We start from the raw sequence: 16,283 nt of genomic DNA, 5'->3' as shown, positions 1-16,283 counted from the left end.
AATCCCCCCTTTCTTTCAAGCGCGTCCGGCGCTCCTGGGGAGACGATTTCTGCAGCGAAGCGCGGCTTTTCTCAAGGCGCGATGTCGGTGCAGCATTTCGATTGCCTGCATGTCTTCTAGCCTTAAATCGGTTCCGATTTATGGAAACATGCATTGCGGCGCGCGAGCGCCAAAAAAAGCCGGCGGATCGCCAGGCGACCCGCCGGTCAGCTTTATCAGCGACGGATGCCGAGGGCACCGATCAGCTTGGTGTAACGCGCTTCGTCTTTCTTCTTCAGATAGTCGAGGAGCGAACGACGGCTGGAAACCAGCGCGAGAAGGCCACGGCGGGAATGATTATCCTTCTTGTGGTCCTTGAAGTGCTCGGTCAGATTGTTGATCCGTTCCGTCAGAATCGCAACCTGGACTTCCGGGGAGCCGGTATCGCCTTCGGCGGTCGCGAATTCCTTGATGAGTTGAGCCTTGCGCTCTGCAGCGATCGACATCGGATGATCCTTTCGTTCGAGGATTTCGGGGTCGCCGGCAGCCGGGATGTCGTCCAGCCGCGGCCGTTCACACGAAGAGGCAGCGCCCCTTCGCTGGCGTGCCTATAACCGAAACCGGTCCAAAAGGAAAGGGCGATGCACCACTGGCGCTTGCGCCGTCCGCACAGGCGCCTCCCGACCCCTCACGACGCCGCTTCCTCGCGGCTATCCCCCCCGTCACGCGGGATGCGAATCAGCCATTCGATGCCGTCGGCATGCGTCGTTCGCTCCAGTTCGGCGCTCAGTGCCATGCCGAGCATGCGCTCGATCACGACGGTTCCGAACCCTCTGCGGGGCCTGGCCTTGTTCGAGACGCTTATCTTCGCGCCCCGCTCGCGCCAACGAATGACGAGCATTTTCTCCTCCATTGACCACTCCAGCATGATCGTCCCGGCCGGATTGGCGAGAGCACCATGCTTGATGGCGTTGGTCGACAGCTCGTGGAAAACCATGCCGAGCGTCTGGGCCATTTGCGTGTCCAGCCGCAGATCCGGACCCTTGAGTATGACACGGTTCTGATCGTCGGGCATAAAGGGCTGCAACTGGCCCAGCACCAGCTCGCGGAATTCGACCCCGAGCGCGGCATTGGCAAGCATCAGGTCGGTCGAGCGCGCCAGCCCAGCCAGGCGCCGGCGGAATGCATCGACGAATTCCGTCGTATCGTCGGCGGACGCGGCAGACTGGGCGAGCATCGACTGGATGACCGTCAACTGGTTTTTCGAGCGGTGGGCGACTTCGCGCATCAGAAGGCGAATTTCCGCTTCGGCCCGGGTGCGCGCGGCCGCCGCGAGCGCCAGAGCCGCCGACACGGCCTCGACTTCGGCGATCACATAGCGGCGCGGCTCGATCGCTTCGCCGGCACCGAGACGCCGCGCGTCGAGCGCCAGGAGCTTGACGCCCTGCGTCAGCAGCCGCGCGATCGTCAGCGAACCCGCGATTGCGATCCCCGCGAAGAGGACTCCGCCGAGCGACAGCCACAGGAATGACGAAACCATCGGCTGATCGACGATCTCGCGCGGCGCCCAGGCGACGATGCGCCAGCCGGACACAACGGAGAATTCCGATGCGACCCGATATTCCGTGCCGTTCGCACTGACATTGCCAACACCGATGCTGATCGCCGGCAGCGTCTTCAGAAAGAACGGCTCGCCCGACCTCACCACCGGATCGGAGGAGGCGATGACCTTGCCCGCGCGATCGACCAGCGCCGCATTCCAGCCGGGCGACAGCGTCTCGCGGTTGACGGCCTTTCCCATGCTGGAAGCATCCTGGGTCAGGCCCAGCAGATATTGCTCTCCGTCCGAAGCCATATAGGGCAGGTAGACACTGAAGACCCATCGCCCGCTCGCTTCGGAGAAGAAGACGCCCGAGACGGAATGCGTGGCGCTTGTGAAGGCGCGTTCGATTTCTGGATCCGAACCCTTGCCGAGCGGCGTTCCGAGGGGAAAGCGTGTGTTCAGGCGCAGATTGTGGTTGCGGTCGATCATGATCATGTCGGAATCGGAATCGGCGAGCGCCACCGACGCGCGATCGAAGAAGGTGCCTATTTTGTCAGGATCGATCGCCGGCGAGGTCGAAAGCACCTTCAGCGTCGTCAGCATTCCCTCCACCTCGCGCTCGACGATGCGCGTGACGGATCCGGTCGAGGCCTTGAGCAGCGAGGTAACCACCTGCTCCTGTGCATCGAGGCTGCGCTTCAGGATCACCAGCGAGAAGATGAAGGGCGGTATGATTGCGATCAACAGGAGCGAAATCAGGTAGAAGCTGAAGGGACGCCGGAGGTAGTGGCGAATGTAGCTAGCTACCGACTGTAAGCCGCCGCCAGAGATCTCTCGCTCACTCTTGCTCACTTCAATCATCCGGATCGCCTTTTGCCCTTGGGATGTAAGACCGTGTATCCCCTCATCCGCCCGCCGGCACACGAGGTGGGGGCAATCCGATCGACACACTTCACTCCCTTCGCGTCAATAGGAGTATACGCGCGCTTGCTTCGACGGGAATGACTTTTCGGCGGCGCCTGATGCGGATCTCCCTCGATCGCCCTCGATATGACAACGAAGACGTGCGGCAATTCAACGGGATTACTCAGCCTTGGCGCGCACGATCACAGTGCCGCCTCATGGTTGTGGTGGGGGCGCCGCCAAACCCATTTACGCTACCGTTATGCATAGTGGCGTCTTTTCAGACGCGCTACGATTTTCGGGCCGATGCGCTGGATTGCTCACTGACCGGCAAATACGCGCTTCGGCCGGAATTCACCCTCGGCGACCTCCCCGATGGCGACGAGCTTGCCGCGCGCCGTGGCATAGGCTTCAGGGGCCGGCAGAGGCGCGTCTCGACCCCGCAGGATGATCGGATTTCCCATCCGGAGTCGGTACGCCTGATCGTCGTTGACCGCAACATGCGGCAGGTCGGAAAGCGCTTCGCCGGTCTCGATGAGGCAGCCGTCGAGGGCGGCAAGCCGCTCCGCCTCGTCCTCTATCTTTTCCAGCGCAACGAGTTCGGCAAGCGGCACCATGTCCTCCTCGCCGAAGGGAGCGACGAAGGTGCGGCGGAGTGATGCTATATGGCCGAAGCAGCCGAGGTCGCGGCCCATGTCGCGGGCAAGCGAGCGGACATAGGTTCCCTTGCCGCATTCGATCTCGAACTGGGCCAGATGCGGCGTGCAGCCGATCAAGGACAGACGGAAAACCTCGACCTCCCGCGCCGGAATCTCCACGGTCTCGCCGTCGCGCGCGAGGTCGTAGGCGCGCTCGCCGTCGATCTTGATCGCCGAAAACTGCGGCGGCACCTGTGCGATGACACCTGTATATTTCGGCAGCAAAGCGCGGATCGCCTCCTCGCTCGGCCGCTCGGCCGACGAGCGGACGACCTCGCCTTCGAGGTCATCGGTCGAGCGTTCCTCGCCCCAGGCCACAGTGAATTCGTAGATCTTGCGGCCATCCATCACATAGGGAACGGTCTTCGTCGCGTCCCCAAGCGCGATCGGCAGCATTCCGGAGGCAAGCGGATCCAGCGTGCCGGCGTGACCCGCCTTCTGTGCCTTGAACAGCCACTTGATCTTGGAGACCGCTTCGGTGGAACCGTAGTCGAGCGGCTTGTCGAGAATAAGCCAGCCCGAGATTGGACGGCCCTTGGGTTTGCGCGGTTTGGACATTCTTATTCTTCGTCTTCGGAATCCGGATCGAGATCGCGGCTGACTTCGGGCGAGCGAAGCAGCGCGTCGATCTTCTTGTAGTTGTCGAAGCTGGTGTCGTCGCGGAATCGGACGTCCGGCATGTATTTCATCTGCCGAAGCTGCGGTCCGAGCCGGCCGCGGATGAACTTCGCATGCTTGTTCAGCGCCTCGATGATCGCCGCGTGATCCACGACGCCAAGCGGTGTCACATAGGCGGTGGCGATCTTGAGGTCGGGCGACATGCGCACCTCGGAAATGGAAATCACCGTTTTCTCGATCACAGGATCGCGCACTTCGCCGCGTTGCAGCACCTGCGTGATCGCGGCACGCACCTGTTCGCCGACGCGCAGCATGCGCTGGGACGGGGCGGAGGATGTGGGTCTAGTCATCGTTTTTATCCCGGACCGCCTGCCGTTCCGCGGCGGTCGCTTTCGGTTCTGTAGAAAACAGCGCGAGCGCCGGAAGCGATCCGGCGCTCGCACAATCTCCTGCCGGACTACAGCGCCGCGCGTCCTATCAGACGCGCGAAGATCGCTGTAGCTTTGAACTGCTGCATGTCTTTGTCCTTTAATCGAGGCCGATTAAAGGAGACATGCAGTAGCCTTAGAGGGTCCGCGTGACGTGCTCGACGCGGAAGCACTCGATCGTGTCGCCCGGCCGGATGTCCTCGTAGTTTTCGAAGGCCATGCCGCATTCCTGGCCGGACTGGACTTCGGAGACCTCGTCCTTGAAGCGCTTGAGCGTCTTGAGCTTGCCCTCGTGGATGACGACGTTGTCGCGCACGAGGCGGACGCCGACACCGCGCTCTACCTTGCCCTCCGTGACGCGGCAGCCCGCGACCTTGCCGACCTTGGTGATGTTGAACACCTCCAGGATCTCGGCATTGCCGAGGAAGGTTTCGCGCCGCTCAGGCGAGAGCAGACCGGACATCGCCGATTTCACGTCATCCACCAGATCGTAGATGATGTTGTAGTAGCGGATCTCGATACCGGCGCGCTCGGCGGCATCGCGCGCCTGCTTGTTGGCGCGGACGTTGAAGCCGATGATCGCGGCGTTGGAAGCCTCGGCGAGCGAGATGTCCGACTCGGTAATGCCGCCCGCGCCCGAATGCACGATTCGTGCACGGACTTCGTCCGTACCGAGCTTTTCCAATGCGCCGGCGATCGCTTCGATCGAGCCCTGAACGTCGCCCTTGATGACCAGCGGGAACTCCTTGAGGCCGGAGGTCTGGAGCTGGCTCATCATCTGCTCGAGCGAACCGCGCGAGCCGGACTGGCGGGCGACCGCCTTCTCACGGGCAAGCCGCTGGCGATATTCGGAGATCTCGCGGGCACGGCTTTCGCTTTCGACGACGGCGAATTTATCGCCGGCGGCCGGCGTACCGGAGAGGCCGAGGACTTCGACCGGGGTCGACGGACCGGCAGCCTTCACATGCTCGCCCTTGTCATTGACGAGCGCACGCACCCGGCCCCACTGGTCGCCCGCGACGATGATCTGGCCCGGCGTGAGGGTTCCCTTCTGGACGAGAATCGTCGCAACCGCACCGCGGCCGCGATCGAGCTCGGCTTCCACCACGGTACCCTCGGCCGTCCGGTTCGCATTGGCCTTGAGGTCAAGGATTTCCGCCTGCAGCAAGATCGCGTCGAGCAGCTTGTCGAGGTTGGTATGGTTCTTCGCCGAAACCTCGACGTCGAGCACTTCACCGCCCATGGACTCGACGAAGACCTCATGCTGCAGAAGCTCGGTACGGACCTTTTGCGGGTCCGCCGACGGCTTGTCGATCTTGTTGATCGCCACGATGATCGGCACATTCGCCGCCTTGGCGTGGTTGATCGACTCGATCGTCTGCGGCATCACGCTGTCATCGGCCGCGACGACCAGGACGGCAATGTCCGTCGCCTGAGCGCCGCGGGCGCGCATCGCCGTAAAGGCGGCGTGGCCGGGTGTGTCGATGAAGGTGATCTTCTGCCCGTTCTGCTCGACCTGATAGGCGCCGATGTGCTGGGTGATGCCACCCGCTTCACCGGCCACCACGTTGGCATGCCGGATCGCGTCGAGCAGCGACGTCTTGCCGTGGTCGACGTGGCCCATGATCGTGACGATCGGCGGCCGCGCCTCCAGATCCTCTTCCACGTCGGCGATGTTGAAGATGCCTTCCTCGACATCGGACTCGGAGACGCGCTTGACGGTGTGGCCGAATTCGACCGCGATGAGTTCGGCCATATCGGCGTCGATCAGATCGCCGGGCTTCATCATCTGGCCTTCCTTCATCAGGAACTTGATGACGTCGACGGCGCGCTCCGACATACGCTGCGACAATTCCTGAATCGTGATGGTCTCCGGCAGGACGACTTCACGCGAGATCTTCTCACGCGTTTCCTGCATCTGGCTGCGCTTGAATTTCTCCTGGCGGCGACGCATTGCCGAAAGCGAGCGGCCGCGCTGACTGCCGTCTTCGTCGACGGCAGCGGTCAGCGTCAGCTTGCCCTGGCGGCGACCTTCGTCGCCCTTCGGACGGGCGGCAGGCTTTGCCGGCTCCGGCCGCGTGACCTTGCCGCGGGGCACTCCGGCGGCGGGACGCGGACGCTCGTCCTCTTCCTCAGCGCCGGCACGGCGGCCACGAAGGGCGGCCGGCGGCGTCTGCGGTGCGGAGGGCGCCGGACGTGCCGGCTGCGGGCGCGTCCCGGCAGGGCGCTCGGCGACAACCGGACGCCCCTCTTCCGCTACTTCCTCGACCTTTACTGCTTCTCCGGCGGGGCGCGCAGCCTCTTCGGCGGCGCGACGGGCGGCCTCTTCCTTCTCGCGCGCGAGACGCTCTTCTTCCTCGCGCCGGCGGCGGGCTTCCTCTTCGACGCGGCGCTTGGCTTCCTCGGCGTCACGGACCTGAGCTTCGGCGAGCGCGCGGCGGCGGGCTTCCATTTCGCCTGCCGACAGATCGTTCAGGACGACGCCGACACGCGGACGGTTCTGCTCCGCGCGGGGCTGATGCGGCTGCGGCTGCGGGGCCGGCCGGCCGGCCGGCTGCGGCGGAACAGGGCGCTGCTCGGCCGTCCGGGCAGCCGGCGTTCCGGCGACCGGCGTGATCGGGCGCTCGTCCTTGTGCTTGGTCACATGGCCGCGCGTTCTCTTGGTTTCGACCACGACCGCCTTCGTGCGACCGCGGCCCATATCCTGGCGTACCGTCCCATGCTGCACCCCGGAGGGCTTCAGGGTCAGCGTCTTCTTGCCCGCTACGCTGAGTGTCTTGTCGTCTTTGTTGTCGGTCATTCCGTTCCGTTCCTAGCGATCAGGGCCGGATGCGTATCACCTGACCCCGTCTTCCAAATTGTCTCAAGCAAGGTTCGCCATGCCGGCATCTGCCGGTGACGCGTGTCATTGCTGTGGCTTGCCAGCGCCGCCTTCGGCCCGGACCGGGACGGATCCTCGGTACTTTTCGAGCATCATTGCGCGCTTCACTACACCTTCACCCGCCTGCCCTGCAAGCGCTGCGGCATGGATAAAAGCATTACTTCCCAAAAGGCCCTCCATTTCCGCCACCGTGAAGGGGCGGAAGGCTGGTATTTCCGTTTCGTCCTCGCTGACAAAGCTCATCGCCTTGCGAGCCTTATCGACCTTGCGGACGCCGTCGGCAGCCGCATCGATCGCGTGGAAGACGCCGAGCGCCGCGAGCCCACGCACGGCCTGTTCCGTCTTCGTCGCACCGGTGACGAACTGGCCGGCCTTGCGCGCCATGTTCATCATGCCGGCGAGCTGCTCGCCGAGCAGCCTTTCCACTTCGTCCGCCAGCGCCGCATCGGCCTTGACATCGGCCCTAAGGGCGCGGGCGAAGAGCTTCTTCGCCACGGCCTTCTCGATCAGTTGACGCTCCGCCTTGACCCAGCAACCGCGCCCGGGAAGCTGCCGCTTCAGATCCGGGATCACACGACCGTCCGGACTGGCGACGAAGCGGATCAGCGTCTCCGGCGAACCGCTCTCGCGCGTGACGATGCAGGTCCGGCTGCTGCCGCTCCGGTTCTTCGGCCCGCTATCCGAGGGCAGAATGTCCAAAGGCTTTATCCCGGCCTCGGTTGCTGCGGTCATCAGGTTCAGGCATCCTGCTCGGCGCCTTCGGCGACTTCGATCGGCTCGTCCTCATCCTTGGCCAGGTCCTCTTCGGTGATCCAGCCGGCCGCCAGACGGGCCTGGACGATCATTGCCTCAGCCTCCTCACGGGTGACGTCGAGCTTCGAGAAAACGCCCTCGAAGCGCTTGGTCTCGCCGTCCTTGCGCTCGGTCCAGCCAACGAGGTCGTCGGCGGCGCAGCCGGCGAAATCCTCGACCGTCTTGATGCCTTCCTCGCCGAGCGCCACCAGCATCTGGCTGGTGAGCCCGTCGATCCCACGCAACTCGTCGGCAACGCCGAGCTCCTTGCGCCTGGCATCCATTTCGGCCTCGATCTTTTCCAGATATTCGCGGGCGCGCGTCTGGATCTCCGTCGCAGTCTCCTCGTCGAAACCTTCGATCGACGATATCTCATCGAGGTCGACATAGGCGATTTCCTCGACCTCGGCAAAGCCTTCGGAGGCGAGCACCTGGCCGACCATCTCGTCGACGTCGAGCGCTTCCATGAACAGTTGAGTGCGTTCGTTGAATTCCTTCTGGCGACGCTCGCTCTCCTCCTGCTCGGTGAGAATGTCGATGTCCCAGCCGGTGAGCTGCGAAGCAAGGCGGACATTCTGTCCGCGGCGGCCGATGGCGAGCGAAAGCTGCTCGTCGGGTACCACGACCTCGATGCGCTCGGCATCTTCGTCGAGGACGACCTTGGTCACTTCCGCCGGCTGCAGGGCGTTGACGATGAAGGACGCCGGATCCGGCGACCACGGGATGATGTCGATCTTCTCACCCTGCAGCTCGCCGACAACCGCCTGGACGCGCGAACCGCGCATGCCGACGCAGGCGCCGACCGGATCGATCGACGAATCGTTCGAGACGACGGCGATCTTGGCACGCGAGCCCGGATCGCGGGCGACCGACTTGATCTGGATGATGCCGTCGTAGATTTCCGGCACTTCCATGGTGAAAAGCTTGACCATGAACTGCGGATGCGTGCGCGACAGGAAGATCTGCGGCCCGCGCTGTTCGCGGCGAACGTCGTAAACGAAGGCGCGCACGCGGTCGCCATAGCGCATGGCCTCGCGCGGGATCATCTCGTCGCGGCGGATGATACCCTCGCCGCGGCCAAGATCGACGATGACGTTGCCGTATTCGACGCGCTTGACGGTGCCGTTGACAATCTCGCCGACGCGGTCCTTGAACTCTTCATACTGGCGATCGCGCTCGGCCTCGCGAACCTTCTGCACGATCACCTGCTTGGCCGACTGCGCAGCGATGCGGCCGAAATCCATCGGCGGCAGCGGGTCGGCGATGAAATCGCCGAGCTTGGCGTCCGGATTGCGGTCGCGCGCCAGCTCGAGGGGGATCTGGGTCGAATAGTCCTCGGCATGCTCGACCACTTCGAGAAGACGCTGGAGACGGATTTCACCGGTCTTCGGGTTGATGTCGGCGTGGATGTTCGATTCCGAGCCGTAGCGCGAGCGCGCCGCCTTCTGGATCGCATCTGCCATCGCGGCCAGAACGATCTCCCGGTCGATCACCTTTTCGCGTGCCACAGCATCTGCGATCTGCAGAAGTTCGAGCCGGTTAGCACTGACTGCCATGTCTTGTCTCCGTCTGGTTGCAGAAGCCTCAAAGAGCGCCCTGCCTCATTCGATAGGTTTGTCTTCGTCTTCGAAGTTTTCGTTGGCGGCGCGCGCCGCCTTTGCCTTCTTGTCGGCCGTCAGCGCATCGCGAATCAGATCGTCGGTCAGGATCAGCCGCGCTTCCGAAAGGGCGGTGAACGGGATTGCGACCGCTGCCTCCTCGCCATAGGCGGGCTGGTCGCGCTCGAGGCGGAAGCCCTCCTCGTCCACCGACACGATCTTGCCGCGGAAACGCTTGCGCCCGTCGACCATGACCGACGTCTCGCATTTCATCAGATGACCCTGCCAGCGGATGAAGTCGGACTTGCGCACCATCGGCCGGTCGATACCCGGCGACGACACTTCGAGATGATACGCCTTGTCGATGGGATCTTCCACATCGAGAACCGGCGAGATCGCCTTGGAGACTTCTTCGCAATCCTCGACGGTCATCATGCCGTCGTCGCGTTCCGTCATGACCTGCAGCGTCAGTCCATTCTGGCCGGAGAGCCGCACGCGCACCAGCCGGAAGCCCATCTGCACCAGAACGGGCTCGACGATGTCGGCAACACGCCGGTCAAGGCCGGTTTCCACGATCAGCCGCGGTTCATTTGCACTTTCAGCCGATGCATTATCGGACAACGATCATCTCCTCATCGGACCGGCTAATAAAAAAGAGCGGGTCCTGACGGAGCCCACTCTTCATCTACCGATCAAGAATTTGAGGCTCATATACGCTTCCTTGCCGGAGATTGCAAGGGTAGCGCCGAACGGCGCCTTCACGTCGCACACTGCCCCTTTCGCTCGTCGGGGCAAGTTTCAGCGGCTGGCGCATCGCGTTTCAAGGCGTATAACGAAGAAACCTCCCGGTTCAGGATCGAATGGAAGAGACTACGAGGTGACGAACCGCCAATCGCCGCTGGCCCCTTTCAGCCACAATACATTCCGCACCATCTGGACCGCCAGCCTCGCCTCCAATTTCGGTGGGCTGATACAGGCGGTCGGCGCCGCCTGGTTGATGACCTCCATCTCCCAGTCGGTCAACATGGTGGCGCTGGTGCAGGCGTCCACCTCGCTGCCGATCATGCTCTTCTCGCTCGTCTCGGGCGCGCTCGCCGACAATTTCGACCGCCGCCGCATCATGCTGGTCGCTCAGGGCTTCATGCTCGCCGTGTCGGCGCTCCTGACGGCCTCGGCCTATTTCGGGCTCGTGACACCCTGGCTGCTGCTCATCTTCACCTTCCTGATCGGCTGCGGCACGGCGCTCAACAATCCGTCCTGGCAAGCCTCGGTCGGCGACATGGTGCCGCGGGACGACCTGCCGGCGGCCGTCGCCCTGAACAGCATGGGCTTCAACATCACCCGCACCGTCGGGCCGGCAATCGGCGGCGCCATTGTTGCGGCGGCCGGAGCCGCCGCCGCCTTCGCCGTGAACACGATCAGCTATGTCGCCATACTCTTCGCCCTTTTCCGCTGGCGCCCCACAACCGAGGTGAGCCGGCTGCCGCGGGAGGCGCTCGGACGGGCGGTATTCGCCGGCCTTCGCTATGTGGCAATGTCGCCCAATATCGGCAAGGTGCTGCTGCGCGGCTTTGCCTTCGGCCTTTCGGCAAGCGCGATCCTGGCGCTCCTGCCGCTGGTGGCGCGCGATCTCGTCGCCGGCGGGCCGCTCACCTACGGCATCATGCTCGGCGCTTTCGGTCTCGGCGCGATCGGCGGCGCGCTGCTGAGCGCGCGGCTTCGGGAACATCTGTCGAGCGAAACCATCGTGCGCTGCGCCTTTTCCGGTTTCGCGCTGAGCGCGATCGTCACCGCGATGAGCACCGCGGCCTGGCTGACCGCGCTCGTGCTCACCGTCTCCGGCGCCTGCTGGGTGCTGGCCCTGTCTCTCTTCAACACCACGGTTCAGCTCTCCACGCCGCGCTGGGTGGTCGGCCGGGCGCTATCGCTCTACCAGACGGCAACATTCGGTGGCATTGCCGGCGGCAGCTGGCTCTGGGGCGTGGCCGCCGAGGAATACGGCGCCGCCAACGCGCTGATCGGCTCCTGTCTGCTCATGCTCGCGGGCATTGCCATCGGCCTGCGCTTCGCGCTGCCGGAATTCACGTCGCTGAACCTCGACCCGCTCAACCGCTTCAACGAGCCGCTGCTCGCGCTCGACCTGAAGCCCCGCAGTGGCCCGATCGTGGTGATGATCGACTACGAGATCGCCGAGGCGGACATTCCCGAATTCCTGAAGACGATGGCGGAGCGGCGGCGCATCCGCATCCGCGACGGTGCCGGCCACTGGGCGCTGATGCGCGACCTTGAGAACCCGACCACCTGGACTGAGACCTACCACGTGCCGACCTGGGTCGAATATGTCCGGCACAACCAGCGCCGCACTCAGGCCGACGCCGCCGTCGGCGACAGGCTGACGGCGCTTCATCGGGGCGACAAGCCACCGCGCGTTCACCGGATGGTCGAGCGCCAGACCATCGTTCCCGAGCATTACGAGCGCTATAAGCGGCCGGTCGAGATGCATTGACGGCCTACCTGTCGTGAGCGCCCGGCGCTACCGCTCGTTGGAAAGAAACTGCCTGAACCGTTCGGACTTCGGGTGTTGAAACACTTCGGCAGGATGGCCCTCTTCCTCGACGACGCCCTTGTGCAAGAACACCACCTTACTGGACAGGTCACGTGCGAACGCCATCTCGTGGGTGACGACGAGCATGGTCCGGCCTTCCTCGGCGAGCGAACGCATAACCTTCAGCACTTCGCCGACTAGCTCCGGATCGAGGGCGGATGTCGGCTCGTCGAAGAGCATGACGTTCGGCCGCTGCGCCAGCGCCCGTGCGATTGCCGCCCGTTGCTGCTGTCCGCCGGACAGATGCCCGGGGTATGCATTACGCTTGTCGCCGATCCCGACCCGCTCGAGCAAAGCCTCCGCCTCTTCGATGCATTCGGCGCGATTGCGCTTTTGAACGTGTACGGGCGCTTCGATCACGTTCTCGAGGATCGTCATATGCGACCATAAATTGAAGCTCTGGAATACCATTCCAATGTGTTGGCGAAGACGGTCGACCTGCCGCCGATCGGCCGGCTCGGTTTTGAATCGCCCCTTCTTCAGCCGAAACATTTCGCCGCCGATACGGACTTCACCGCTGTCGGGTACTTCGAGCATATTGATGCATCTCAGCATCGTCGACTTTCCGGATCCGGATGAACCGAGGATCGAGATCACCTCTCCTTCCCCGGCCTCTAGGGAAACTCCCTTCAACACTTCCAGCGGACCAAAGCATTTGCGAAGGTCCTTGATCGAGACGGCGGCTGTGCTGTTCTTGTTGTCAGCCGCGAGAAACGTTCCCCTGTCGGACATGCGTACTCCCGTTATGCCAGAGTTGGTGGCCTCATGCGGAGATGGGGCGAGAGCCAGAATTCAACGATCATCATCAGACGCGTGACGAGAAAGGTAATCGCGAGATAGATCGCACCGGCGACAATGAAGACCTCGAAGGCGCGGAAGCTGTCGGCAATCAGCTTCCCCGCAAGGCCGGTGATTTCCATGATGGTAATGACGGATGCCAGCGCGGTGGCCTTGAGCATCAGGATGACTTCGTTGCCGTAGGCTGGGAGCGCATGCCGAATGGCAATTGGCAAAACGATGCGCCTGAACAAGAGGGGGCCCGACATGCCGCAAGCACGTGCCGCCTCGATCTGCTGGACGGAAACGGCCTGCAAGCCTCCGCGGAAGATCTCGCTGGTGTAGGCCGCCGTGTTCAGCGTCAGTGCGATCACCGCACACCAATAGGGCTCACGCAGCATTGGCCAAAGGCCGACGTCCTGCAGGAACGGCCTGAACTGCCCGAGACCGTAATAAATGAGAAACATCTGCACGAGCAGCGGCGACCCTCGGAAGACGAAGACGTAGCCTCGGGTGAAACCACCGCCGATCGGTCCTCCGACCACCGCAAGAAGCGACAGAACGAGTGCGAAAATGCCGCCGGCGAAAATCGACGTCACTGCAAGCTCCAGTGTGAGCGGCAGGCCCGTCAGGAGGATGAGAAACGTTTCCCACATGAATTGAATGTCCATCACAGAGACCTCCGGGTGCCGCGCATGGTTCTCGTTTCCAAATGGCGAAAGGCGATCGACGATGCCCAGGTGATGACGAGATAGAGGACGATGGCAGTCAGGTAGAACTCGAAAGGGCGCCGCGTCGAACCGGCGGCGATCTGCGATTGCCGCAGAAGTTCGACGAGGCCCGTGATGGAAATCAGCGCCGACTCCTTCAGCACGAGCTGCCAGGTGTTGCCCAGTCCGGGAATGGCGTAGCGCAGAACCAGGGGCGCGACGATGCGGTGAAACTTCGGCCAGGGCCGCATTCCGACGGCGCTCGCCGCCTCGAGCTCGCCGCCGGCGACGGACTTGAAGGCCCCGCGAAACACTTCGGATTGATAGGCTGCGGAAACAACGCCGAGCGCCAATGTGCCGGTGAGGAAAGCCGGCATCCCGATGAAGCCTTCATAGCCGAAGAGACCTCCGAGAGACCCCAGAAATGCGCTCCCGCCAAAATAGAAAAGGTAGATGACAAGGAGATCGGGCACGCCGCGGAGCACGGTCGTGTAGCCGTCCCCCAGCCAGCGGAGCACCAGGTACCGCGACAGCTTCATGAACGTGACGACCGTTCCGAGGACGGTACCTGTCAAGAAACCGCAGACGGAGACCGCGATGGTCATGGCCGATGCGCTGAGCAGCAGCGCGCCCCAACCGGTCTCGCCAAAACCGACGAGCGCCAAATACCTGTCGATGAGTTCCATCCGTATTCCGACCTTCCCGCCCCGCGGGCGTATCAATCCACAGCCCGTCGATGCGCCCAGATGCGCTGCAGTTTCGACATGTTTTTCAGTGAGCTCTGGACATGCGCTCGGGCAGCCGCTTCGGCGGCCTCGGGGTCGCGCGCGCAGATGGCATCGGCAATGGCCCGATGCTCCTCCAGATCGGTTTGCTCGAGATCCACCCACAGGACCTCGAGCCAGAGCGCCAGCCGCAGCTGCTGATACACCTGCTCGCTGACCCGGGTGAGCGCATCGTTGCGCGCCGCCTCCAGAATGACCCGGTGGATGTAGAGACCGAGATCGAGGTTTCGCGCCGCATCGGAAGGCGTGTCGCTGACGCTCTCCTTGAGCTCAACCATCTGCGCGATGACGCCGCGGAGCCTGTCGAGGTCTTCTTCCGTCGCCGTGGCGCAGGCGAGCCGGGCCGCACAGACATCGAGCGCCTCCCGGACGACGAGGAGATTGCAGAAGGCGGTGATATCCAGGTCGGAAACCGTGTAACCGAGGTTTCTTTGGCCGACCACCAGGCCTTCCTCTTCAAGCTTCATCAACGCTTCGCGGAGGGGCGTGCGGCTTACTCCGAGCCTCTTTGCGAGAGCGTTTTCGGATAGGCGCTCGGAGGGCCTCAGCTGTCCGCTGAGGATCAAATCCTTCAGTCGAGCATATGTCGTTTCGCGCAGAGAGCCGCGCGGCTCCGTTTTCCCGAGTGTCAAACCAGCTCCCCTTTCATCGTCCGCCGCCGTGAAGTCCGATCTCTGCGGGAACGATATCGATTTTCCGCTTGCCAGATCAAGTGGAATACGAATATGTATACAATATTGCCCACAGCATTCAACCGGATTTTGTCGAAGGCCCGGTCGGGACGAGCCGCGGGGCTAAAATGGGACGAGAGGAGTTTGCATGCCCGGAATCTTGCGCCTCGAAGAACTGCGGGCCCGCTATGGAAACGCATCCGGGGCAGACATATTCGATCCGGAGTTTCGCAAGGTCGCAGACCAAGTCTTCGGCGAAGGCGACAGCCGCCAAGCGCCCTATTGCGGCGTCCCGACATTGCTGAAAGCCCCTCTTCGGCAGGACGCCGCGCCCCGGTTTACGGATATCGACGTAGCGCTTCTCGGCATTCCCTTGGATCTGGGCGTGACGAACCGCCCCGGGGCACGCTTCGGTCCTCGCGCCGTTCGCAACGTCGAGAGAGTCGGGCCCTACGATCACGTCTTGCGTGCGGTTCCCACTGCACACGTCCGTGTGGCCGATGTGGGCGACGTGCCCTTTCGCAGCCGTTTCGATCTGGCTCGTTCCCACGAGGATATAGAGCGATATGTTCGCAGCGTCGTCGATGCTGGAGCTGTGCCGCTCTCGGTCGGCGGCGATCACTCCATAGGACTGCCATTGCTCCGCGCCGTCGGACGCGATCGTCCGGTGGGCATGATCCACATCGATGCCCATTGCGATACCAGCGGCTCGTTCGAGGGCTGCAAATTCCATCATGGCGGCCCGTTCCGACAAGCCGTGCTTGACGGCGTGCTGGATCCCCGCCGAACGATACAGATCGGTATTCGCGGCAATTCCGAGTATCTCTGGGAGTTTTCCTACGCCTCTGGAATGACGGTCATTCACGCCGAGGAGGTCGAGGAGCTCGGCATCAAGCATGTGATCGAAAGGGCCCGCGCGGTAGCGGGTGACGGCCCGACCTATGTCAGTTTCGACGTGGATGCCCTGGACCCGGCATTCGCGTCAGGAACTGGCACACCGGAAGTCGGCGGGCTCAGCTCCGCCCAGGCGCTCGGCATCCTTCGCGGCCTTTCGGGCCTCGACATTGTCGGCGGCGACGTCGTCGAGGTCGCGCCGCAATACGATCCGACCACGAATACGGCGCAGATCGCCGCCCAGGTTCTGTTCGAAATTCTCTGCCTGGCCGCAGAGGCGACAAGGGTTCGCGTTCGGCAGATCGAGCCGCCACGCTGATCAAGAGCAAGTGCCGCTCAATAATGAGCGCCAAACCAAGAAGGGGAATGAAAATGAGAACAATCGAACTTGCATGCGCCAG

At 63.2% G+C, this 16,283-nt stretch carries 14 protein-coding genes; 2 read left to right on the top strand and 12 right to left on the bottom strand.

The window, feature by feature from the left end; translation table 11 throughout:
• Positions 1-215 precede the first annotated feature (215 nt).
• The 8 genes from rpsO to rimP form a co-directional block, all read right to left on the bottom strand.
• On the bottom strand, positions 216-485 hold the full coding sequence (gene rpsO, locus EKH55_RS16920) for a 30S ribosomal protein S15 (RefSeq protein WP_069459864.1): 270 nt from the start codon (positions 483-485) through the stop codon (positions 216-218).
• Positions 486-667: 182 nt separating this feature from the next.
• On the bottom strand, positions 668-2,383 hold the full coding sequence (locus EKH55_RS16915; RefSeq protein WP_069459865.1) for a sensor histidine kinase: 1,716 nt from the start codon (positions 2,381-2,383) through the stop codon (positions 668-670).
• Positions 2,384-2,745: 362 nt separating this feature from the next.
• Positions 2,746-3,681 carry a tRNA pseudouridine(55) synthase TruB gene (gene truB, locus EKH55_RS16910; RefSeq protein ID WP_069459866.1) on the bottom strand — a complete coding sequence of 312 codons (936 nt, stop codon included), beginning with the start codon at positions 3,679-3,681 and terminating at the stop codon, positions 2,746-2,748.
• A 2-nt stretch (positions 3,682-3,683) separates the two neighbouring features.
• Complete coding sequence (gene rbfA, locus EKH55_RS16905; RefSeq protein ID WP_069459867.1) at positions 3,684-4,091, bottom strand: 30S ribosome-binding factor RbfA; 408 nt, start codon at positions 4,089-4,091, stop codon at positions 3,684-3,686.
• A 214-nt stretch (positions 4,092-4,305) separates the two neighbouring features.
• Complete coding sequence (gene infB / locus EKH55_RS16900) at positions 4,306-6,969, bottom strand: translation initiation factor IF-2 (RefSeq protein ID WP_151611871.1); 2,664 nt, start codon at positions 6,967-6,969, stop codon at positions 4,306-4,308.
• Between the two features lie 105 nt (positions 6,970-7,074).
• Complete coding sequence (locus EKH55_RS16895; protein WP_151611870.1) at positions 7,075-7,782, bottom strand: RNA-binding protein; 708 nt, start codon at positions 7,780-7,782, stop codon at positions 7,075-7,077.
• Positions 7,783-7,787: 5 nt separating this feature from the next.
• On the bottom strand, positions 7,788-9,398 hold the full coding sequence (nusA, locus tag EKH55_RS16890) for a transcription termination factor NusA (RefSeq protein WP_069459870.1): 1,611 nt from the start codon (positions 9,396-9,398) through the stop codon (positions 7,788-7,790).
• Positions 9,399-9,443: 45 nt separating this feature from the next.
• Positions 9,444-10,061 (bottom strand): ribosome maturation factor RimP, encoded by a 618-nt coding sequence (gene rimP / locus EKH55_RS16885; protein ID WP_069459871.1) that lies wholly within the window; start codon positions 10,059-10,061, stop codon positions 9,444-9,446.
• Between the two features lie 256 nt (positions 10,062-10,317).
• Between rimP and EKH55_RS16880 the strand changes: the two genes are divergently transcribed.
• Positions 10,318-11,946, top strand: coding sequence for an MFS transporter (locus tag EKH55_RS16880; protein WP_151611869.1), 1,629 nt, complete (start codon positions 10,318-10,320; stop codon positions 11,944-11,946).
• A 27-nt stretch (positions 11,947-11,973) separates the two neighbouring features.
• Here the strand turns inward: EKH55_RS16880 and EKH55_RS16875 are convergent, their stop codons facing one another.
• From EKH55_RS16875 to EKH55_RS16860, 4 genes are read right to left on the bottom strand one after another with little or no spacing between them, the layout of a single operon-like run.
• The gene (locus EKH55_RS16875; protein WP_151611868.1) at positions 11,974-12,777 is read right to left on the bottom strand and encodes an ABC transporter ATP-binding protein; all 804 of its coding nucleotides are present in this window, start codon (positions 12,775-12,777) and stop codon (positions 11,974-11,976) included.
• Between the two features lie 11 nt (positions 12,778-12,788).
• Complete coding sequence (locus EKH55_RS16870; protein ID WP_069459874.1) at positions 12,789-13,493, bottom strand: ABC transporter permease; 705 nt, start codon at positions 13,491-13,493, stop codon at positions 12,789-12,791.
• On the bottom strand, positions 13,493-14,218 hold the full coding sequence (locus EKH55_RS16865; protein ID WP_151611867.1) for an ABC transporter permease: 726 nt from the start codon (positions 14,216-14,218) through the stop codon (positions 13,493-13,495). Before EKH55_RS16865 ends, EKH55_RS16870 begins: the two co-directional genes overlap by 1 nt.
• Positions 14,219-14,250: 32 nt before the next feature.
• Complete coding sequence (locus tag EKH55_RS16860; protein WP_069459876.1) at positions 14,251-14,949, bottom strand: GntR family transcriptional regulator; 699 nt, start codon at positions 14,947-14,949, stop codon at positions 14,251-14,253.
• A 187-nt stretch (positions 14,950-15,136) separates the two neighbouring features.
• Here EKH55_RS16860 and speB point away from each other — a divergent pair, with 187 nt between their 5' ends.
• A complete protein-coding gene (gene speB, locus EKH55_RS16855) occupies positions 15,137-16,201 on the top strand; it encodes an agmatinase (RefSeq protein WP_069459877.1) in 1,065 nt (354 codons plus the stop codon).
• Positions 16,202-16,283: the final 82 nt, after the last annotated feature.

The sequence above is a fragment of the Sinorhizobium alkalisoli genome (assembly GCF_008932245.1).
Taxonomy (GTDB): Bacteria; Pseudomonadota; Alphaproteobacteria; order Rhizobiales; family Rhizobiaceae; genus Sinorhizobium; species Sinorhizobium alkalisoli.
The sequence above is the reverse complement of the archived record's forward strand: the minus strand, read 5'-3'. Positions and strand labels throughout refer to the sequence as shown.